The sequence below is a fragment of the Mammaliicoccus sp. FSL K6-3158 genome, assembly GCF_038005105.1.
Classification (GTDB): domain Bacteria; phylum Bacillota; class Bacilli; order Staphylococcales; family Staphylococcaceae; genus Mammaliicoccus; species Mammaliicoccus sciuri.
Window position 1 is genome coordinate 2,620,219 of sequence record NZ_JBBOSL010000001.1, and the last position, 21,568, is coordinate 2,641,786.

Sequence of the window (21,568 nt, forward strand, 5' to 3'; positions counted from 1 at the left end):
TATGTCTATTTTAACATCTGGAGAGATATATATGAAAAAAACCTTTATCGCAATTGAAGGACCAATCGGCGTCGGGAAAAGCTCTTTAACGAAAAAGCTTGCTGAAGCGCTCCATTACACTGAAGAATTTGAAATTGTTGATGAGAATCCATATTTAAGTGATTTTTATGACGATATTTCTAAATGGAGCTTTCAAACCGAAATGTTCTTCTTGTGTCATCGTTACAAACAGTTAACCGATTTAGAAAATATTAACGGTATTGTGAGCGACTATCATATCTTTAAAAATAAGATTTTCGCTAAAAACACATTAAATTCTACTGAATTTGATAAATTTAGTAGAATTTATGATATCTTAACTGAAGATATTCGCATGCCTGACCAAATTATCTTTCTCGATGCATCCCTCGAAGTACTTCAACAACGAATTGCCCATCGAAATAGATCATACGAAACTCAAATTGAAAATGATTATTTAGCTCAACTTAAACGTGACTATAATCAATTTTATGAAGAAGTAAAAAATGAAATTGATGCGATTCAAATCGATACTTCTCATTTAGATTTCGTGAATAACACCGCAGATTATCAACAAGTCTTAAACTTATTACAACCTTTGATTGGAGAGATTATACATGACAAATAAAGTCATACCAAATGATGCTATCATCACAATTGCTGGTACTGTTGGTGTTGGAAAATCATCTTTAACACAAGCACTTAGCGAGCGACTAAACTTCAAGACTTCTTTTGAGAAAGTCGATAACAACCCTTATTTAGAAAAATTTTATCACGACTTTGAACGTTGGAGCTTTCATCTACAAATTTACTTTTTAGCAGAACGCTTTAAAGAACAAAAAAGAATGTTCGAATATGGTGGCGGATTTATTCAAGACCGTTCAATATATGAAGACGTTGATATATTTGCTAAAATGCACGAAGAACAAGGCACAATGACTGAAGAAGATTATGCGACGTATAGAGAATTATTTGAAGCAATGGTTATGACGCCTTACTTTCCTAAACCAGACGCATTAATCTATTTAGAATGTGACTATAATGACGTCATTCAACGTATCCAAAGACGTGGACGTCAAATGGAAATTGAAACAGATGAAGCATACTGGAAAAAATTATTCTCACGTTATGATAATTGGATTAATAGTTTTACAGAATGTCCAGTTGTACGTGTAAATATTAACGACTATGACTTATACGAAGATCCAGATTCCATTAACCATATTATAGATAAAATTGCGCATGTCATTGAGACACACCGTTCAATCGATACACGCGTAAAATAATAAAAAGGCCATAAACATGCTGTTATCAGCATATTTATGGCCTTTTAAAGTATTTTTATTTTAATTTTAGAGTAAACGCATTAATTGCTACAATCACTGTACTTAGAGACATTAATATTGCCCCAACTGCTGGTGATAATATAATACCAATTGAAGCTAAAATACCAGCGGCTAAAGGAACAGCAAGTATATTATATCCTGCTCCCCACCATAAATTCTGTATCATTTTTCTCATTGTATTTTTAGATAGAGAAAGAAAATTAATAATATCTAGTGGATTACTTTTAACTAATATTATATCACCAGATTCAATAGCGACATCTGTTCCAGCACCAATCGCTACCCCTATATCTGCTCTAATAAGACTAGGTGCATCATTAATTCCATCTCCAACCATCATAACTTTACGTCCTTTACTTTGATAATCTTGGATAATTTTTTCTTTATTTTCTGGCATCAACTGAGCATGTATGTGATTTATTCCTAATTCTTTAGCTACAGATTGTGCAACTTCATTATTATCCCCTGTCAACATGACAGGTATTATATTTTTGTTCACTAATTGCGTTACCATTTTTTTAGAACTTTCTTTAATTCTATCACCTTGCGCGATAATGCCAATAACGTCATTTTCATCAATTAAATAACTGATAGAATTGCCTTCTTTAGCTAATTTGATAAATAGTTCTTTATCATATTTATAATTGTATTTATCAAGATAAGTGACATTAGTTATTTTAAAGTTTTTATTACCAATTTGACCTTCTAATCCGACTCCTGGAATATTATTAACATTAAATGCTTGAGGTAATTTTAAATCTTTACTGTTTGCAAACTCAGTAATACCTACAGCTAAAGGATGGTTAGATGAATTCTCTAAAGCAGCAAATAGGCTTAAAATTTCATTACCATTATAATGATCTACAAAACTTTCATAATGATTTACTGTAAAGACACCTTCAGTTAATGTACCAGTTTTATCCATCATCACATAATCTAGATTTTGAGCTATTTCTACAGCTTCTCTATTTTTGATAATAAGACCATTATGTGCTCCAATTGATGTTGATCGAGCAGTAACTAATGGTATAGCTAAACCAAGAGCATGAGGACAAGCTATAACTAAAACCGTAACTAATCTTTCTAAAGCGAAATCAATATCATTTCCTAAAATCATCCACACTATAAATGCTATTAAACCAACTGTTATTGCAAAATAGAATAAATAACCAGCAACTTTGTCAGATAACAACTCTGCTCTTGATTTGTCTTGTTGTGCTTGACTAACAAGGTTCATTACCTGAGAAAGGTACCCATCCTTTCCTGTAGCAGTTACTTTAATTTGTATTGTTCCAGAACCATTTATAGAACCACCAATTACTAAATCATCATTTGATTTTTGAACTTTTTTTGATTCACCTGTAACTAAAGATTCATCAACAGATGTTTCACCTTTAATAAGTACCCCATCGGTCGGTATACTCTCACCAGCTTTTACTTCAACGATATCTTCAATATTAATTTCAGATATTTTAACTTTTTGACGCTCACCATCACTAGTTATTTTAATTGCATTGTTAGGTAATAACTCTGCCATTTTTTTGAGTGCATTACCTGCATTACCTACTGCATTCATTTCAATCCAATGTCCTAGTAACATAATTAAAATAAGTGTTGCTAATTCCCAAAAGAAATCCATTGTATGCATTTCTGTATGCGTAAAATGATTTAAATAGAAAGCATACAGGCTATATACATATGCAACTGTAATCCCTAAAGCAACTAATGTCATCATTCCAGGTTTTTTGATTTTTATTTCATCTTTTGCTCCTGCTAAGAATGGTTGTCCACCATAAAAGAATAATATTGTTGCTAATATAAGAACAATCCAATCTGAACCAGTAAAAGTAAATTGAAAAGGTAACTCAAACCCCATCATAGGTGATAGAATTATAATCGGTATTGCAAAAATAAGAGATATAAAGAATTTTTGCTTAAAGTTACCATGATGATCATGACCTTCGTGACTATGATGTTCATTATGATTCATATGATTTTTATGTTCTTCATGACCTTTATGATTATGATGTTCATGGTGATTCATATGACTTTTCTTATTTGTATCCATTTAAAGAGCTCCTTTCTTTATACTATCCTTTATCTAATTCATCGCTAGTCATCCACTTATGATTTTTAACTTTTTTTCCATCTTCTGTAGATTTATAATCAACAACATATACATCAGTTTGATAAACTTTTTCAATTTTAGCTTTTGTACCTTTCATCCCTGCCATATGATTAGCATTTAATTTGACGCTATCACCTTTTTTATAACCATTTTTAGGTGCTTTATCAACTTCCTCATTAACAACCCATTTATGGTTTTTAATTCGTTTATCACCATTTGTAGGCTCATAACTCACAACATAAGCATAGGTATCATATACGCCTTTAACAGTACCTTTAGCATTTTTCATACCCGGCATGTGATCACTTTTAATAGTTATATTGTCACCTTTTTTAAATTTACTACTTTTTGAAACATTCATACCTTTAGGAATTTTATTGTCTTCACTATCATGTGTCATATGTTCATTGTGTTCATTATTATCACCATTGGAACATGCTCCTAAAACAAGACTAGAAGATAACAAAATAAATCCGGCTTGTTTAATCATCCGTTCTCCCTCCAAATTCAGTATCTTGTATTTTTATAATTTTGTTTTAGTGCTAATGAATTTTAAATCATATTTTTACCTATATTTTTAATTGAAGGCACATCAATCGATGCGCCTTTTCTATTTACATTTTAACTTCATAACCTTGATTTTCGATTGCTTCTTTAAATCCATTAAAATTCACTTTATTTTCATCAAAATTTATTTCAACTTCTCCTTTAGATAAGTTCACTACTGAAGAATTAACACCATCTAATTCATTAAGCGCATTTTCTATAGATTGTTTACAATGTCCACAACTCATGCCATGTACTTTAATAAATTCTTTATACATTGATTTCACCTCCTTTTATTAATACCTCTATTTAAATATTATGAAAAATTTTCAGTTCATTATACCCTATGGGGGTATAAAATTTTTAAAAAAATAAAATCAAATACGATTCACTGTTATAATATACCCCCTATAGGTATATGTCAAATGTTATTACTCTTAAATTTTAAATGTTCTTTGTTAATCCTTTTTATACACGCGTAAAATAATAAAAAGGCCATAAACATGCTGTTATAAGCATATTTATGGCCTTTTATTTTATTTACTCCATTCCGCTTCTTGTGCGTAAAATTCATTAATATCTTGATAAATAAAGTCTGCATCTGATAAATCTTCTTTATTACCCGTACCACTCAGAACGCCAATAACTTTCTTGAAGTGAGCGTTCTTACCCATTTGTATGTCAGTTGGTGTATCACCTATAATCACAATTTCATCTGGTGATACGTTCCATTTTTCATAAAATTCTTCTACCATTTTAGGATTTGGCTTTTGATAACCGTTAATAGATGCTGTTATTTTTTCATCTATTAAATGACTTACACCTGCATCTTGAATAAATCGATTTGTCCCGTCGATATCATCACTTGTTATAATTGCGATTTGGTATGATTTCTCTTTAAATGCTTTTAATGTTTCTACCATTCCTTCTATAACGATGGTCTCTGGCTCGTACTCTTCGATTAAATCTTTGCTTAGTTGTACTGTCCAGTCTTCAATTTCTTTTGGATCAGCATTTTCTGCAAATTTTGCAAACACACGTACGATATCAGCTAATGTTCCTGATGCTAATATACCACTTGATAGAAATTGTCCATCTACATATCCTAACGCTTCTTGTAATGCTTGTTGTTGCTCTATATGATATTTCTCAACAAAGCGATCAATCATCACAAGTGATATCTCAGACCATGTTTCATCAAACTTAAGCAATGTCCCATCTTTATCAAATAATAACCATTTAATCATCACTTTACTCCTTTAAAAAAGAGTCTGCTACAGATACTGTCTCAGACTCTCTTCTTATTATTGAATTTATTTACACAATTTCAATGTGGCTTTCTTGTCCTACGACAACTCTCCAACCGTATTTATCTTCTTTCTTACCTGTTTGGATTGCTGTATATTCATCAAATAACGTTTGAGTAACGGGACCGATTTCATTATTATTAATTGTTATTTCAGCTTCTTCGTATTTTAGGAATCCTACTGGAGAAATAACTGCTGCAGTTCCTGTCCCGAAAATTTCTGTTAAACGACCGTCATGATGGGCATTTATAATATCATCAATAGATAATCGTTTCTCTTCAGTTTCATAACCTAACTCTCGAGCAAGTTCGAGAACTGTTTTACGCGTAATACCTGGTAAAATACTACCATTCAACTCAGGTGTTACAACTTTGCCATCGATGACGAAGAATATATTCATACTTCCGACTTCTTCGATGTATTTTTGTTCAACGCCGTCTAACCATAATACTTGATCAAATCCAAGTTCATTAGCACGTGTTTGCGCGATTAAACTTGCTGCGTAGTTACCACCACATTTAGCAAATCCAACGCCACCTCTTACAGCACGTACATATTCATCTTCAACATATATACTTGTTGGTTTCATTTGATCATCACCGTAATAAGCGCCTACTGGAGAAAGTATTACTAAAAATTCGTAGTCCGTAGAAGAACGCACACCTAAGTATGGTTCAGTTGCATATACAAATGGTCTAACATATAAGGATTGTCCTTCTCCACTTGGGATCCAATCGCGCTCTAAATCAATAAGTTGTAATAAGCCGTTCAACACTTTTTCTTCATCGATTTGAGGCATTTCAAGTCTTTTTAAAGATAAATTAATTCGCTTGAAATTTTGGTCAGGTCTGAATAACGTAACTTCATCACCATCTTTATATGCTTTCATTCCTTCGAACACTGTTTGTCCATAATGAAGACCTTGTGCACTTGGTGACAACGTAATCGGCCCATATGGAATTATTTTAGGCTCTGACCAGCCTTCACCCTGTTTATATGACATAGATAGCATATAATCAGTAAAGATTTCGCCAAAGACCAAATTTGAAAAATCCGGTTTCTCTTTAAGCTGTTCACGCTTTTCTACGTAAAATGTTTCTGTCATAATGATTCCTCCTAGGCTAATTAATAATTAATGTTATCAAGTATATCAGTCATAGAGGCGTTATTCAATGAATTTTTGGAAAATTTAAAAAATATACACAATAAAATTACTGTTTAGCTAAATTATCTTTTTCTTCAATGGCTTTAAGCATTAATGATGTCATTTTTTCTAAATCATAAGCTGGTGAGAAATCCCACTCTTCTTTAGCACAAGTTGAATCAATTGAATTTGGCCAGCTATCAGCAATTGCTTGTCTTTCTGGATCCACATCATAACCTAATTCGAAATCAGGCATATGTTTTTGGATAGCAGCTTTAATCGTCTCAGGATCAACACTCATTGCGCTCACATTGTATGCATTACGGTTAATTAATCGTGAACTATCCGCTTCCATCAATTTAATAATTGCATCAATAGCATCATCCATGAACATCATATCCATAAATGTACCTTTATCTATATAGCTATCGTATCTTCCTTCTCTGATAGCTTTGAAATAAATTTCCACTGCATAATCAGTTGTACCGCCACCTGGTTCTTTAACGTAAGAGATTAACCCAGGAAATCTCATACTTCTAGTATCTACGCCAAATTTCGTGTAGTAATAGTCACATAATAATTCCCCAGCTACTTTATTTACACCATACATTGAAGTTGGTCTTTGAATTGTAACTTGAGGTGTCATATCTTTAGGTGTATTTGGTCCAAACGCACCGATTGAACTTGGTGTGAAGAATTGCATATCGAATTCACGTGCTATTTCAAGTGCATTTACTAATCCACCCATATTTAAATTCCAAGCGAATAGTGGATTCTTTTCAGCAGTTGCTGAAAGTAATGCCGCCATATGCATTAAAGTATCTGCATTGAAGTTTTTAACTAATTCATGAAATCTTTCTTGATCTGTAACATCTAAAATTTCAAATGGTCCATTATTAATTTCGCTGTCACTTTCTGGTTCTCTAATATCAGTCGCTAATACATTTTCATTACCATATTTATTTCTTAGCTTTATAACTAATTCTGTCCCTATTTGTCCTAACGCACCAGTGATTATTATCTTTTTCATTTTAAATCCTCCTGTATTGTTGAAATGTTCATTTGTACGCTCAAGAAATACAAAAACGCTTTCTTCAATGATATTTTACTATATTTTTACCGTTTTGTATACTTCAGAAGTACATACTATGGATAAATAAAGTTACCTTATACAAAAAACAATCGTATTGTAATACATAAGTCGAGAATAAAATGTTAGTTTCGGTACATTTCGTTACAAAAGTATGGAGATTTGTTACTAACGGCATCCTTAATTACAAAATTACCAAGTTCTGTTACTAACGGCACCTTTAATTACAAAACCCGCAAGTCCTGTTACAAACTGTCGCCTCAATCGTTATAAATTAAAAGCGCATGGGACGTATTCATTTGTCCCATGCGCTTGATGAAATATTAATTATAGTAATCCTAATTCTTTACCGATTTTTTCATAAATATCAATTGCTTGATCTAGTTGCTCTTTAGTATGAGCGGCTGTTGGCATATTTCTTACACGGCCAGTGCCTCTTGGAACTGTTGGGAATACGATTGCTTTCGCATACACACCTTCGTCCATTAATCTCTTACTAAATGTTTGAGCTTTTTTCTCTTCACCGATAATTACAGGTGTAATTGGTGTTTCTGAATGACCGATATCAAAGCCTTTTGCTTTTAAGCCTTCTTTTAAGTAATTAGCATTATCCCATAATTTATCATGTAATTCTGTAGAAGCCATTAATTTTTTCACTGATTCTGTAATAGCTTTAGTATCTCCAGGTGCTAATGAAGTTGAGAATAAGAATGGTCTTGAAGCAACTTTTAACCAGTCTATTAAATCTTTAGTACCAGCTACATAACCACCTACAACACCAATTGCTTTTGAAAGTGTTCCGATTTGGAAATCAATTTTGTCTTGAAGTCCGAAATGTTTAACTGTTCCTGCACCTTTACCCATTACACCAGAACCATGCGCGTCATCAACATATGTGATTAAACCAAATTCTTCAGCAATTTCTACAATTTCAGGTAATTTCGCTACGTCTCCATCCATTGAGAATACGCCATCTGTAATGTACATAACTTTATTATATTGACCTGATTCAACCGCTTCTTTAGCTTTCGCTCTTAAATCATCCATATCTGAATGATTAACACGAATAATTTTCGCTTTAGATAAACGACAACCATCAATAATTGAAGCATGGTTTAATTCATCAGATAAGATTGCATCATTTTTATTCATAACAGCTGAGATGGCAGCCATGTTACAGTTAAAGCCTGATTGATATGCGATTGCACTTTCAGTACCTTTGAACTGAGCTAAAGTTTCTTCAAGTTCTCTATGCAAGTCTAACGTACCATTAATTGTACGTACTGCCCCAGCACCTACACCGTGAGAATCAATTGCACCTTTAGCAGCTTTTATTAAATCTTCATCTGTAGCTAATCCAAGATAGTTATTTGAAGATAAGTTAATGTAACTTTTACCTCCAATAGTGATCTCAGCACCATTTGCACCTTCAACGACATCAATCTCGTTATATAGGCCATTGTCTTTTAATTCATTTAGATTTGTTTGTAAGAATGAATCTAATGTTTGTACCATTTAAACCTTCTCCTTTAGCACTTTTTCTCAATCATAACACATCAAAATCAAAGAATTAAGCGTTATCATCTCAAATTGAATTGTTTAAATTTTCTATAAATTTTGCTACAATTATCATATTATATTTTTAAAGAACTGAAAGAAGGTTTATTAATGGTTAATTGGAAAGAAGAAGTAGATAAAAAATTCGATCGACTTGTAGACATCAGAAGACATATGCACAAAAATCCTGAACTATCCTATCATGAGGAGAAAACTCATGATTTTATTTTATCTGAATTAAAGAAATTAGATAAATTAGAGATTAAAGCGCCAGTCGGGGAACGTGGCATTGTCGCTAAATTAAAAGGGAACGAACCTGGTCAAACGATTGCATTTCGCGCAGATTTTGATGCTTTACCTATTCAAGATGAAAAAGACGTACCTTATAAATCGACTGTGGATGGTGTTATGCATGCATGTGGTCATGACGGTCATACCGCTACACTCTTAACATTCTGTGAAATACTGCATGAACATCAACATTTGCTTAAAGGGAATGTTGTTTTTATTTTTCAATATGCAGAAGAATTAAGTCCTGGCGGTGCTAGCCCAATGGTTGATGATGGTGCATTAGAAGGTGTCGATAAAGTTTATGGAAACCATTTTTGGAGCGGTCATGAAACATCTTCAATTAAGACACGTCCTAATGAAATGATGGCATCACCTGACTACTTTGAAGTAACCATTCAAGGTAAAGGTGGTCACGGCGCTAAACCTCATACATCAATCGATCCAATTGTAATCGTTGCAGAATATATTTCTAGCATCCAAAAAATTATTTCTCGAAATATAGATCCAATTGACAGAGGAGTTATTACAGTTGGGAAAGTAGATGCGGGTACTGCTTTTAATGTTATAAGTGATACAGCTACTTTAGCGGGTACAGTTAGAACGTTTAAACCAGAAGTTAAAGACACAATAGAAGCTGAGCTTGAACGTATTTTAAAAGGGATTTGTTTAGCAAATAACGCGACTTATGACTTTGAATACCGTAGAGGTTATCCTACAGTCGTCAACCACAAAGAACAATATGAAGTGGTTAAAGAAGCTGCTGAGCGCTTAGATTTAACTTATGAAGACATCCCTCCTATGATGATTGGTGAAGATTTCTCATACTACTTACTTAATCGTCCAGGTTGTTTCTTCCTAACAGGTAGCGGTAATGAAGATAAAGGCTCAACTGCCCCTCATCATCATCCTATGTTTGATTTAGACGAAGAAGCGATGAAGACGACGACACAAATGTTTATTCAAGTACTTGAGATAGAAGGTGTTCTATAAGAATGAAAAATATTTTATTACAAAAAGTTGAAGACTATTATGATGAAATGATTGAAATCAGAAGATATTTACATATGAATCCGGAATTATCTTTTGAAGAAGTGAAGACACCTGCTTATATTGCACATTACTTAAGAGAATTAGGTATTGACGTTCGTGAAGGAGTCGGTGGACGTGGTGTTGTAGGTACATTAAATAAAGATAAAGAAGGTCCTACATTAGCGATTAGAGCTGATTTTGATGCATTACCTATCCAAGATGAAAAGGAAGTACCTTACAAGTCAACTGTTGATGGCGTCATGCATGCTTGTGGTCACGATGCCCATACGGCTGTATTGCTAATGACTGCGAAAATTTTATCCGAACATAAAGATGAAATTAATGGCCGTGTCGTCTTTATTCATCAACATGCTGAAGAAGTCGATCCTGGTGGTGCCATTCAAATGATTGCTGATGGGTGTTTAACAGGTGTTGATGCGATTATCGGACAACATGTATCTAGTCATTTAGATGTTGGTAAAATCGGCTATAAATACGGTACAACGACAGGTATCCCAGATGATTTTTGGATTACTTTGAAAGGTAGAGGTGGACATGCTGCACATCCTGATCAATTGATTGATCCACTCGCTGCAGGTATACAATTATGTAACGATTTACAATACATTGTTTCACGTAAAACAAGTGCACTTTCTCCTGCCGTTCTATCCATTACAATGTTTAATGCTGGAGAAACGAATAACGTCATACCAGATACATGTAAAATTGGTGGGACGATTAGGACTTTCGACTCGGACACACAGACAAGCGTCATAGAAGGCTTTAAGAAAGTATTAGAAGGCATTGCGACTTCTACTGATGTTACTTACGACTTGAAATATAGTAAAGGGTATCCTCCTGTAATTAACACGGAACGGGAAACTGATCTTATATTAGAAGCGACCAAAGAGATTGATAGCGTTGAAGAACTCGTAGAATTAGAAGCAAGTTTGGGTGGAGAAGATTTTTCTTATTATCAACAGCGTGTTCCTGGTGCATTTTTCTATACAGGCACGAGAAACGAACATTTCAAAGCTGACTTCCCTCATCATCATCCTAAGTTTGATATTGATGAGCAAGGCTTAATAAACGCTGTACGTATCTTCTTACTCACAACATTTAAGTTTATGGAAAGGAATGATATTCATGACATTAACGACTGAAGTTAATCAATATATGGATGAATTAATAGAAATTAGAAGACATTTACATCAACATCCCGAACTTTCTTTTCAAGAAGAAAATACAAAGAAATACATAGCTGATTATCTTGAAAACCTTGGAATCGAAGTTAAAAGAGATGTCGGTGGTAACGGCTTATTAGGTTATATAAACGGTGGACATGAAGGACCAACAATTGCATTAAGAGCTGATTTTGATGCATTACCTATTCAAGACGAGAAAGATGTACCTTATAAATCTAAGGTCGATGGTGTGATGCATGCTTGTGGTCATGATGCGCATACGGCAAGTTTACTCATCACTGCAAAAATACTTAAAAAGCACGAGCAAGATATTCATGGTAATGTCGTATTAATCCATCAACATGCTGAAGAGTCACTTCCTGGTGGCGCTAAAGCGATGGTAGAAGCCGGTGCACTTGATGGTGTGGATTATGTCTTCGGAACACATACAGCAAGTCATATTGACGCAAATAAAGTTGGATTTTGTTCTGGACCAGCGTATGCTGCAGCTGATTCATTTGAAATTGATATACAAGGATTAGGTGGACATGGTGCTATGCCACAACTAGCTAAAGATCCTATCGTTGCTGCATCTTCATTGATTGTCCAAGCACAAAGTATCGTTTCAAGAACAGTTGATCCTTTAGAATCGGCTGTCGTAACGTTCGGCACATTTAAAGGTGGTAATGCGTTCAATGTTATCGCGGATAAAGTTCAATTATCTGGAACAATTAGAACATATTTACCATACGTTAAAGATCAAATTAAAGAACGTTTGAACGGCATATTAAACGGTATCGAATCAAGCTATGGTGTTAAATGCCATTTGAAATATCACGACGGTTATCCGCCTGTAGTTAATCATGAGAAAGAAACAGAATGGGCTAAAAAACTTGCATCAGAAATTGATTCAGTTACTGAAGCATTCGATTTCCCTCCTTCTTTAGGTGGCGAAGATGTTGGTTATTTCTTACAACATGTTCCAGGAACATATTTCTTTACTGGTGTAGGTAATGAAGTACTTAAAGCGACTTATCCGCATCACCATCCAAAATTCGATTTAGATGAACAAGCATTACAAAATAGCGTCAAATTATTCTTATCTATTATTGAACATAGTGATGAATTAGAAAAATAAACCATAAAAAAAGCCGAGACAACTTAATGTCTCGGCTTTAAATTTGTTTAATCAAGTTTGTTCAATATCGAATTAAGCTTCGATGATTGTAACAACGCCTGATCCAACTGTACGTCCACCTTCACGGATTGAGAAACGAGTACCGTCTTCAATAGCGATTGGTGAAATTAATTCAACGTCCATTTCAACGTTGTCGCCAGGCATAACCATTTCAGTACCTTCTGGTAAGTTAACTACACCAGTTACGTCAGTAGTACGGAAATAGAATTGTGGGCGGTAGTTTGTGAAGAATGGAGTATGACGTCCACCTTCGTCTTTAGATAATACATAAACTTCAGCTTTGAATTTAGTGTGAGGTGTGATTGAACCTGGTTTAGCTAATACTTGACCACGGTTAACGTCTTCACGAGCAACACCACGTAATAATGCACCGATGTTATCTCCAGCTTCAGCGAAGTCTAATAATTTACGGAACATTTCAACACCAGTTACAGTTGTTTTAGAAGATTCTTCAGTTAAACCGATGATTTCAACTTCTTCACCAACAGTGATTTGACCACGTTCAACACGGCCTGTAGCAACAGTACCACGACCAGTGATTGAGAATACGTCCTCAACTGGCATCATGAATGGTTTGTCAGAGTCACGTTCTGGAGTTGGGATGAATGTATCAACAGCATCCATTAATTCCATGATTTTGTCTTCGTAAGCTTCGTCGCCTTCTAATGCTTTTAATGCTGAACCAGCAATTACAGGAACGTCGTCGCCTGGGAAGTCATATTCAGATAATAAGTCACGAACTTCCATTTCAACTAATTCTAATAATTCTTCATCGTCAACCATGTCAACTTTGTTTAAGAATACTACTAATGCAGGAACACCTACGTTACGTGATAAAAGAATGTGCTCACGAGTTTGAGGCATTGGACCGTCAGCAGCAGATACTACTAAGATACCGCCGTCCATTTGAGCAGCACCAGTGATCATGTTTTTAACATAGTCAGCGTGTCCTGGGCAGTCAACGTGCGCATAGTGACGTTTTTCAGTTTCGTATTCGATATGTGAAGTATTGATTGTAATACCACGTTCTTTTTCTTCTGGAGCGTTATCGATTTGGTCGTAAGAACGAGCTTCTCCGTCACCAGAACGTTTTGCTAATACAGTTGCGATAGCAGCTGTTAAAGTAGTTTTACCATGGTCAACGTGACCGATAGTACCAATATTGGCATGTGTTTTTGAGCGATCAAATTTTTCTTTAGCCATTATGAAATCTCTCCTATTCATATTAAAAATTATTTTTTATTTAAGCCTCATGATGGTTACTCACCATCATGAGGATAACCTATAGTTAATTTATAAATCATTTTGATGAAAAAATCAATTTATTAAAGCGAATGTATTATTCACCTTTATTTTTCTTGATAATTTCTTCAGAAATTGATTTAGGAACTTCTTCGTAGTGGTCAAATACCATAGTATAAGTACCACGACCTTGAGTGTTAGAACGTAAGTTTGTAGCGTAACCGAACATTTCTGAAAGTGGAACAAATGCACGAACAACTTGAGCGTTACCGCGTGCTTCCATACCTTCAACACGTCCACGACGACTTGTTACGTCACCCATGATGTCTCCCATGTATTCTTCAGGCATAACGATTTCAACTTTCATCATTGGCTCTAAGATTACAGGGTTACATTTTTTAGCTGCTTCTTTAAGTGCTAATGATGCAGCAACTTTGAAGGCCATTTCAGATGAATCTACATCATGATATGAACCATCATATAGTTTAGCTTTAACATCAACTAATGGATATCCAGCTAATACACCGTTTTCCATAGCATCTTTAAGACCAGCTTCAACTGATGGAATGTATTCACGAGGAACTACACCACCGACGATAGCGTTTTCGAATTCGAAGCCGCCACCTTGTTCGTTAGGTGTGAATTCAATATGAACATCACCATATTGTCCACGTCCACCTGATTGACGAGAGAATTTACCTTGAACTTGTGCAGATTCTTTGAACGTTTCACGGTAAGATACCATTGGAGCACCAACAGTACATTCTACTTTAAATTCACGTTTCATACGGTCTACTAAAATATCAAGATGTAATTCACCCATACCACCGATGATAACTTGTCCAGTTTCATGGTCAGTGTGTGCATGGAATGTTGGATCTTCTTCTTGTAATTTAACTAATGCGTTAGTCATTTTATCTTGGTCAGCTTTTGATTTAGGCTCAACAGATAAGTGAATAACTGGCTCTGGGAATTCCATTGATTCTAAGATAATGTTATCTTTTTCATCACATAAAGTATCACCAGTAGCAGTGTCTTTAAGACCAACAGCACCTGCAATGTCACCAGAATATACAGTTGAAATCTCTTCACGAGAGTTAGCGTGCATTTGTAGGATACGACCTACACGTTCACGTTTACCTTTAGTAGAGTTTTTAACGTATGAACCAGATTCCATTGTACCAGAATAAACACGGAAGAATGTTAATTTACCTACGAATGGGTCAGTCATAACTTTAAACGCTAATGCAGCGAATGGCGCTGAGTCATCAGGTCTAGCAATTACTTCTTCATCTTCGTTATCAACTCTATGTCCGATAATAGGTTTAACATCTAATGGTGATGGTAAGTAGTCAATAACAGCGTTCAACATTAATTGAACACCTTTGTTTTTGAATGCTGTACCACATAATACTGGGTAGAATTCAACGTCACAAGTAGCTTGACGGATAGCCGCTTTAAGCTCATCAATTGTGATTTCTTCTCCACCTAAGTATTTTTCCATTAAATCGTCGTTTGATTCAGCAACAGCTTCAATTAAAGCTTCACGAGCATCTTCAGCTTGTTGCTTATGAGATTCTGGAATCTCAATTTCATCAATTTCAGTACCTAAGTCATTAGTGTATTGGAAACATTTCATTTCTACTAAATCAATAATAGCGTTGAAATCGTCTTCCGCACCAATTGGTAACTGAATTGGGTGAGCATTTGCTTGTAAACGCTCATGTAGTGTACCAACTGAATATTCAAAGTTAGCACCCATTTTGTCCATTTTATTAATGAATACAATACGAGGTACTCCGTAAGTTGTAGCTTGACGCCAAACTGTTTCAGTTTGAGGTTCAACACCTGATTGCGCATCAAGAACAGTTACAGCACCATCAAGTACACGTAATGAACGTTCAACTTCAACTGTGAAGTCTACGTGTCCTGGTGTATCGATGATGTTTACACGGTGACCATCCCATTGTGCAGTAGTCGCAGCAGAAGTGATTGTAATACCACGCTCTTGCTCTTGTTCCATCCAGTCCATTTGTGAAGCACCTTCATGTGTTTCACCAATTTTATGGATACGGCCTGTGTAATAAAGAATACGTTCAGTAGTAGTAGTTTTACCAGCATCGATGTGAGCCATGATACCGATATTACGAGTGTTTTTCAAAGAAAAATCTCTTGCCATAGTATTCTTACTCCTTCCAAAACATTGGATATTTGGTTGTTGTTTATATAGATACTTTGATACCCTAAGTGTTTAAAAAACTATAGATGACCTATAAATAAGCCTCTTTATAATTTTAACGCTTAGGGTTCTAAGTTCTATCTTACCAACGGTAATGAGCAAACGCTTTGTTAGCTTCTGCCATTTTGTGAGTGTCTTCACGTTTCTTAACAGCACCACCAGTGTTATTGGCAGCATCTAAGATTTCATTAGCTAAACGCTCTTCCATAGTTTTTTCACCACGAAGACGCGCGTAGTTAACTAACCAACGTAAACCTAAAGTAGTACGACGTTCTGGACGTACTTCTACAGGTACTTGATAGTTTGAACCACCTACACGGCGAGCTTTAACTTCAAGTACAGGCATGATGTTGTTGATAGCTTCATCGAATACTTCCATAGCATCTTTACCTGAACGTTCTTGAACAAGTTCGAATGCAGAATAAAGAATTCTTTGAGCAGTACCACGTTTACCATCAAGCATGATTTTGTTGATTAATTTTGTTACTAATTTAGAGTTGTGAATTGGATCTGGTAAAACATCTCTTTTTGCAACTGGACCTTTACGAGGCATAATCGTAATCCTCCTTCCTCATTATAAAGTTTAATTGATTTATCGTCATTTAAAAAACTGTTATTTACAGAAATTTAATGTCAAATTATTTTTTAGCAGCTTTAGGTTTTTTAGCACCATAAAGTGAACGGCTTTGCATACGACCGTCAACACCAGAAGTGTCTAAAGCACCACGTACGATATGGTAACGCACACCAGGTAAGTCTTTTACACGTCCACCACGAATAAGTACAACACTGTGTTCTTGTAAGTTGTGGCCAATACCAGGGATATACGCGTTTACTTCGATGTTGTTTGATAAACGAACACGAGCATATTTACGTAACGCTGAGTTAGGTTTTTTAGGTGTCATAGTTCCTACACGAGTACATACACCACGTTTTTGAGGAGAGTATACAGTAGTCATTTTTTTCTTCATGCTATTGTAACCTCTGTTTAATGCTGGTGCAGTTGATTTTTGTGATTTACTAGTACGAGGTTTACGTACTAATTGGTTAATAGTAGGCATCTTTAATGTCCTCCTCTCTTCATTTCTTAATTCCACACATCCAGGTGGTTCATTTTAAGTCAAATAAAAATAGTAAGCACAGCTTACACATTTATTTAAGCAATGCAACAACTGTCGCATTAACTTCTATTCCATAGCGTGATCCAAGTTCTTGTCGACTAGGACTATAACTTATCGGAACGCCTGTCTCAAATGCTATTGTTAACACTTTCGACAAAATATGAATATTGACATCTTGAGCAATGATTACTTGACGTACATCATGCTTCAATAATGCTTTAGTGGTCTGTTTTAAACCAATGACATAACTGTCTTGATTTAAGCTTAAGGCTTTTTCATTAGACATTTCATATCCTCCAAAGCGTCTGCTTTCATCAACCTTAACAATAATAACATTGCACAGTTATAAAGTCAATCATTTTTAAGGTGTTTTTATAATAAAATACAAGCTGTTCTAGGAACCTAGAACAGCCCATATATATTAGTCAGTCACAACTTGTTCTTCAGGTACTACTTCTTTTTCAACTTTTTCAAAGTCAACACCAGTATATCTTCTCATGCCTGTTCCGGCAGGGATCAATTTACCGATGATAACATTTTCTTTAAGTCCAAGTAAGTCATCACGCTTACCTTTAATAGCAGCATCTGTAAGTACTCTTGTTGTTTCTTGGAATGAAGCAGCTGATAAGAAACTTTCAGTCTCAAGAGATGCTTTCGTAATACCAAGTAATACAGGTTTAGCAGTTGCTGGACGTTTACGCGTCGCAAATACTTCTCTGTTTGCATCAGTAAATGTATGAATATCAACTAATGCACCTGGTAATAATTTAGTATCTCCTGCTTCAATAATTCTTACTTTACGAAGCATTTGTCTAACCATAACTTCAACGTGTTTATCTGAAATTTCAACACCTTGCATACGGTAAACTTTTTGTACTTCTTTAAGTAAGTATTTTTGAGTAGCATTTAAGCCTGCAACAGCTAGTAATCCTTTAGGTTCGATTGAACCTTCAGTCATAACTTCACCACGTTCTACGTATTGACCTTCTTCAACTTTAAGTCGAGCAGTACCTGGCGCGTTATAAGTACGGATTTCATTTTCGCCTTTAACTTTAATTTCTTGTTGACGATCTTTAACGATCGTAATTTCAGTTACTTCACCATTAATTTCAGAAATAACAGCTTGCCCTTTAGGGTTACGTGCTTCAAATAGCTCTTGAATACGAGGTAAACCTTGAGTGATATCGGCACCTGCTACACCACCTGTATGGAATGTACGCATTGTAAGCTGAGTACCTGGTTCACCGATTGATTGTGCAGCAATTGTACCAACTGCTTCACCAACTTCAACTTGTTCACCAGTTGCTAAGTTCTTACCATAACATTTTTCACATACACCGTGACGAGTGTTACATGTAAATGCAGAGCGAATATGCATTTCAGTAATACCTGCATCAACTATTTGTTTAGCAATATCAGCAGTTATTAATTCATTAACTTTAATAATTACTTCATCTGTTTCAGGATGACGTAATGTTTCTTTAGAGTAACGACCTTCAATACGTTCAATGAATGGTTCGATTAACTCTGATCCTTCTCTAATATCTGAAACAAGTAATCCACGGTCAGTTCCACAGTCTTCTTCTCTAACGATAACATCTTGTGCTACGTCAACTAGACGACGTGTTAAGTAGCCTGAATCGGCAGTTTTCAGTGCTGTATCGGCAAGACCTTTACGCGCACCGTGAGTAGAGATGAAGTATTCAAGTACTGTTAAACCTTCACGGAATGATGATTTAATAGGTAACTCGATAATTCGACCAGATGGGTTAGCCATCAGACCACGCATACCAGCTAATTGAGTGAAGTTTGATGCGTTACCACGGGCACCAGAGTCACTCATCATGAAGATTGGGTTTAAGCTGTCTAATGACATCATTAATTTAGCTTGAATATCATCTTTAGCTTTTGTCCAAATTTCAATTACAGCAGCATAACGTTCGCTTTCAGTAATTAAACCACGGGTAAATTGTTTTTGTACTTTATCTACTTTGATTTCTGCTTCTCCAATAATTTCTTGTTTATCAGGAAGTACCACGATGTCAGAAACCCCAACTGTAATACCAGCTTTAGATGAGTATTTAAATCCTAAATCTTTCATCTTATCAAGCATTACTGATGTATCTGTAATGTGGAATTTATTAAAGATTTCCGCAATGATTTGACCTAAGAATTTCTTGTTAAATGGTTTAACAAGTTCAACATCTTGTAAGTACTCGATTAATCCACCTTCTGGAATATCAGTAGGTGCAATAAAGTATTTGTCAGGTGTTGATTTTTCTAAGTTGAAATTCGTTGGTTCATTAATGTACGGGAATGAATCCGGCATAATTTCATTGAATATAATCTTACCAACAGATGTGATAAGTAATTTATTGTTTTGTTCTTCTGTAAATGTTGGGTTCTTTAATGATCTTGCATGAACAGCTATACGTGAGTGTAAATGAACATAGCCATTTACATACGCTTTAATAACTTCATCTGTTTCACTAAAGATTTCACCAGCTCCTGTAGCGCCTTTACGTTCAAGTGTTAAGTAATAGTTACCTAATACCATATCTTGAGAAGGTGTTACGACTGGTTTACCATCTTTAGGGTTCAAGATGTTTTGAGCTGCAAGCATTAACATACGTGCTTCTGCTTGTGCTTCTTTTGATAATGGAACATGGACAGCCATTTGGTCACCATCAAAGTCAGCGTTATAAGCAGTTGTTACAAGTGGATGAAGTCTGATTGCACGACCTTCAACTAGTGTAGGTTCAAATGCTTGAATACCTAAACGGTGAAGCGTTGGTGCACGGTTTAATAGTACTGGATGTTCTTTAATAACATCTTCTAGTACATCCCAAACTTCTTCTTCCATTCTTTCTATTTTACCTTTTGCATTCTTGATGTTCGTTGCAATTTCGCGTTCAACAAGTTCTTTCATAATGAAAGGTTTGAACAATTCTAACGCCATTTCTTTCGGTAAACCACATTGATACATTTTAAGGTTTGGTCCAACTACGATAACTGAACGACCTGAATAGTCAACACGTTTACCAAGTAAGTTTTGACGGAAACGACCTTGTTTACCTTTTAACATATGTGACAATGATTTTAATGGACGGTTACCTGGTCCAGTAACTGGACGACCACGACGACCATTATCAATTAAAGCATCTACAGCTTCTTGTAACATACGTTTTTCATTTTGAACGATAATACCAGGTGCACCTAAATCTAATAAACGTTTCAAACGATTATTACGGTTGATAACACGACGGTATAAATCATTTAAATCACTTGTTGCGAAACGTCCACCGTCTAATTGAACCATTGGACGAATTTCAGGTGGAATAATTGGTAATACATCTAAGATCATCCAAGATGGGTCATTACCTGAGTGACGGAATGACTCAACAACTTCTAGACGTTTAATTGCTCTTGTCAATCTTTGTCCTGTTGCTGATTCTAATTCTTCACGTAATTCTTTTAATTCTTTATCTAAATCGATATCGCTTAATAAGTCACGGATTGCTTCTGCACCCATTTTTGCTGTGAATTTACCTGGATATTTATCATAATACTCACGGAATTCACCTTCAGTTAATAATTGTTTCTTCTCTAATCCAGTTGGACCTGGATCAATTACAGTGTAAGAAGCAAAGTATATAACTTCTTCAAGTGAACGTGGTGACATATCAAGTAAAAGTCCCATACGACTTGGGATACCTTTGAAGTACCAAATGTGTGAAACTGGTGCTGCTAATTCAATATGCCCCATTCTTTCACGACGCACTTTTGACTTAGTAACCTCTACACCACAACGGTCACAGACCATGCCTTTATAGCGTACTCTTTTATATTTACCACAACTACATTCCCAGTCCTTAGTTGGACCAAAAATTTTCTCACAGAATAAACCATCTCTTTCAGGTTTTAACGTACGGTAGTTAATTGTTTCTGGTTTTTTCACTTCACCAAATGACCAAGAACGGATCTTTTCAGGTGAAGCAAGTCCTATTTTCATGTAATGGAAATTATTTACATCAATCAAGGAGCCTACCTCCTTCAATTTAAATTAGTTGTGCCGGTTGATTGATAATGTATAACAAATGTAAAGCGCAAATGTTTAATCAAATGCGC

At 35.2% G+C, this 21,568-nt stretch carries 18 protein-coding genes; 5 read left to right on the plus strand and 13 right to left on the minus strand.

Going from position 1 to position 21,568, the window contains the following annotated elements; translation table 11 throughout:
- Positions 1-31 precede the first annotated feature (31 nt).
- Both MHH94_RS13270 and MHH94_RS13275 read left to right on the plus strand, forming a co-directional pair.
- Positions 32-646, plus strand: a complete 615-nt coding sequence (locus MHH94_RS13270) for a deoxynucleoside kinase (protein WP_078355016.1) — start codon at positions 32-34, stop codon at positions 644-646.
- Positions 636-1,304 carry a deoxynucleoside kinase gene (locus MHH94_RS13275; RefSeq protein ID WP_048541382.1) on the plus strand — a complete coding sequence of 223 codons (669 nt, stop codon included), beginning with the start codon at positions 636-638 and terminating at the stop codon, positions 1,302-1,304. Before MHH94_RS13270 ends, MHH94_RS13275 begins: the two co-directional genes overlap by 11 nt.
- Before the next feature lie 55 nt (positions 1,305-1,359).
- Here MHH94_RS13275 and MHH94_RS13280 read toward each other — a convergent pair whose 3' ends face one another.
- From MHH94_RS13280 to MHH94_RS13310, 7 genes are all read right to left on the minus strand, one after another.
- Positions 1,360-3,432 (minus strand): heavy metal translocating P-type ATPase, encoded by a 2,073-nt coding sequence (locus MHH94_RS13280; protein ID WP_078355015.1) that lies wholly within the window; start codon positions 3,430-3,432, stop codon positions 1,360-1,362.
- A 22-nt stretch (positions 3,433-3,454) separates the two neighbouring features.
- Complete coding sequence (locus MHH94_RS13285; protein WP_325888493.1) at positions 3,455-3,982, minus strand: YdhK family protein; 528 nt, start codon at positions 3,980-3,982, stop codon at positions 3,455-3,457.
- Between the two features lie 124 nt (positions 3,983-4,106).
- Positions 4,107-4,316, minus strand: a complete 210-nt coding sequence (gene copZ, locus MHH94_RS13290) for a copper chaperone CopZ (protein ID WP_058590872.1) — start codon at positions 4,314-4,316, stop codon at positions 4,107-4,109.
- Positions 4,317-4,574: 258 nt separating this feature from the next.
- On the minus strand, positions 4,575-5,285 hold the full coding sequence (locus tag MHH94_RS13295) for an HAD family hydrolase (protein ID WP_119650020.1): 711 nt from the start codon (positions 5,283-5,285) through the stop codon (positions 4,575-4,577).
- A gap of 70 nt (positions 5,286-5,355) precedes the next feature.
- Complete coding sequence (locus tag MHH94_RS13300) at positions 5,356-6,450, minus strand: branched-chain amino acid aminotransferase (RefSeq protein ID WP_058590874.1); 1,095 nt, start codon at positions 6,448-6,450, stop codon at positions 5,356-5,358.
- A gap of 106 nt (positions 6,451-6,556) precedes the next feature.
- Positions 6,557-7,519: an L-threonine 3-dehydrogenase gene (locus MHH94_RS13305; RefSeq protein ID WP_048541369.1), complete on the minus strand. Its 963-nt coding sequence runs from the start codon at positions 7,517-7,519 to the stop codon at positions 6,557-6,559.
- Between the two features lie 387 nt (positions 7,520-7,906).
- Complete coding sequence (locus MHH94_RS13310) at positions 7,907-9,094, minus strand: glycine C-acetyltransferase (protein ID WP_078355013.1); 1,188 nt, start codon at positions 9,092-9,094, stop codon at positions 7,907-7,909.
- 153 nt (positions 9,095-9,247) lie between these two features.
- On the opposite strand from MHH94_RS13310, the gene MHH94_RS13315 reads away from it, so the two are divergent.
- Genes MHH94_RS13315 through MHH94_RS13325 form a run of 3 tightly spaced genes read left to right on the plus strand, consistent with a single transcriptional unit; the run spans position 9,248 to position 12,778 of the window.
- Positions 9,248-10,417 (plus strand): amidohydrolase, encoded by a 1,170-nt coding sequence (locus MHH94_RS13315; RefSeq protein ID WP_058590875.1) that lies wholly within the window; start codon positions 9,248-9,250, stop codon positions 10,415-10,417.
- Positions 10,418-10,419: 2 nt separating this feature from the next.
- Positions 10,420-11,619: an amidohydrolase gene (locus MHH94_RS13320; protein WP_058610903.1), complete on the plus strand. Its 1,200-nt coding sequence runs from the start codon at positions 10,420-10,422 to the stop codon at positions 11,617-11,619.
- Positions 11,603-12,778 carry a M20 metallopeptidase family protein gene (locus tag MHH94_RS13325; protein ID WP_058590877.1) on the plus strand — a complete coding sequence of 392 codons (1,176 nt, stop codon included), beginning with the start codon at positions 11,603-11,605 and terminating at the stop codon, positions 12,776-12,778. Before MHH94_RS13320 ends, MHH94_RS13325 begins: the two co-directional genes overlap by 17 nt.
- 72 nt (positions 12,779-12,850) lie before the next feature.
- Here the strand turns inward: MHH94_RS13325 and tuf are convergent, their stop codons facing one another.
- The 6 genes from tuf to rpoC form a co-directional block, all read right to left on the minus strand.
- Positions 12,851-14,041: an elongation factor Tu gene (gene tuf / locus MHH94_RS13330; protein ID WP_048541361.1), complete on the minus strand. Its 1,191-nt coding sequence runs from the start codon at positions 14,039-14,041 to the stop codon at positions 12,851-12,853.
- A gap of 136 nt (positions 14,042-14,177) precedes the next feature.
- Positions 14,178-16,259, minus strand: a complete 2,082-nt coding sequence (gene fusA, locus MHH94_RS13335) for an elongation factor G (RefSeq protein WP_048541359.1) — start codon at positions 16,257-16,259, stop codon at positions 14,178-14,180.
- A gap of 142 nt (positions 16,260-16,401) precedes the next feature.
- Positions 16,402-16,872, minus strand: coding sequence for a 30S ribosomal protein S7 (gene rpsG / locus MHH94_RS13340; RefSeq protein WP_025904867.1), 471 nt, complete (start codon positions 16,870-16,872; stop codon positions 16,402-16,404).
- Positions 16,873-16,957: 85 nt separating this feature from the next.
- The gene (rpsL, locus tag MHH94_RS13345; RefSeq protein WP_025904866.1) at positions 16,958-17,380 is read right to left on the minus strand and encodes a 30S ribosomal protein S12; all 423 of its coding nucleotides are present in this window, start codon (positions 17,378-17,380) and stop codon (positions 16,958-16,960) included.
- A gap of 91 nt (positions 17,381-17,471) precedes the next feature.
- A complete protein-coding gene (locus tag MHH94_RS13350) occupies positions 17,472-17,726 on the minus strand; it encodes a ribosomal L7Ae/L30e/S12e/Gadd45 family protein (protein WP_048541356.1) in 255 nt (84 codons plus the stop codon).
- A 135-nt stretch (positions 17,727-17,861) separates the two neighbouring features.
- The gene (gene rpoC, locus MHH94_RS13355; RefSeq protein WP_048541354.1) at positions 17,862-21,479 is read right to left on the minus strand and encodes a DNA-directed RNA polymerase subunit beta'; all 3,618 of its coding nucleotides are present in this window, start codon (positions 21,477-21,479) and stop codon (positions 17,862-17,864) included.
- Positions 21,480-21,568 lie beyond the last annotated feature (89 nt).

What these genes read in the sequence shown, in the direction of transcription:
- MHH94_RS13280 (WP_078355015.1), bottom strand. Translation starts at nt 3,432, where the DNA reads ATGGATACAAATAAGAAAAGTCATATGAATCACCATGAACATCATAAT.
- tuf (WP_048541361.1), bottom strand. Translation starts at nt 14,041, where the DNA reads ATGGCTAAAGAAAAATTTGATCGCTCAAAAACACATGCCAATATTGGT.
- MHH94_RS13285 (WP_325888493.1), bottom strand. Translation starts at nt 3,982, where the DNA reads ATGATTAAACAAGCCGGATTTATTTTGTTATCTTCTAGTCTTGTTTTA.
- MHH94_RS13315 (WP_058590875.1), top strand. Translation starts at nt 9,248, where the DNA reads ATGGTTAATTGGAAAGAAGAAGTAGATAAAAAATTCGATCGACTTGTA.
- MHH94_RS13295 (WP_119650020.1), bottom strand. Translation starts at nt 5,285, where the DNA reads ATGATTAAATGGTTATTATTTGATAAAGATGGGACATTGCTTAAGTTT.
- MHH94_RS13310 (WP_078355013.1), bottom strand. Translation starts at nt 9,094, where the DNA reads ATGGTACAAACATTAGATTCATTCTTACAAACAAATCTAAATGAATTA.
- rpsG (WP_025904867.1), bottom strand. Translation starts at nt 16,872, where the DNA reads ATGCCTCGTAAAGGTCCAGTTGCAAAAAGAGATGTTTTACCAGATCCA.
- MHH94_RS13350 (WP_048541356.1), bottom strand. Translation starts at nt 17,726, where the DNA reads ATGTCTAATGAAAAAGCCTTAAGCTTAAATCAAGACAGTTATGTCATT.
- MHH94_RS13305 (WP_048541369.1), bottom strand. Translation starts at nt 7,519, where the DNA reads ATGAAAAAGATAATAATCACTGGTGCGTTAGGACAAATAGGGACAGAA.
- MHH94_RS13325 (WP_058590877.1), top strand. Translation starts at nt 11,603, where the DNA reads ATGACATTAACGACTGAAGTTAATCAATATATGGATGAATTAATAGAA.
- MHH94_RS13300 (WP_058590874.1), bottom strand. Translation starts at nt 6,450, where the DNA reads ATGACAGAAACATTTTACGTAGAAAAGCGTGAACAGCTTAAAGAGAAA.
- MHH94_RS13320 (WP_058610903.1), top strand. Translation starts at nt 10,420, where the DNA reads ATGAAAAATATTTTATTACAAAAAGTTGAAGACTATTATGATGAAATG.
- fusA (WP_048541359.1), bottom strand. Translation starts at nt 16,259, where the DNA reads ATGGCAAGAGATTTTTCTTTGAAAAACACTCGTAATATCGGTATCATG.
- rpsL (WP_025904866.1), bottom strand. Translation starts at nt 17,380, where the DNA reads ATGCCTACTATTAACCAATTAGTACGTAAACCTCGTACTAGTAAATCA.
- MHH94_RS13275 (WP_048541382.1), top strand. Translation starts at nt 636, where the DNA reads ATGACAAATAAAGTCATACCAAATGATGCTATCATCACAATTGCTGGT.
- copZ (WP_058590872.1), bottom strand. Translation starts at nt 4,316, where the DNA reads ATGTATAAAGAATTTATTAAAGTACATGGCATGAGTTGTGGACATTGT.
- MHH94_RS13270 (WP_078355016.1), top strand. Translation starts at nt 32, where the DNA reads ATGAAAAAAACCTTTATCGCAATTGAAGGACCAATCGGCGTCGGGAAA.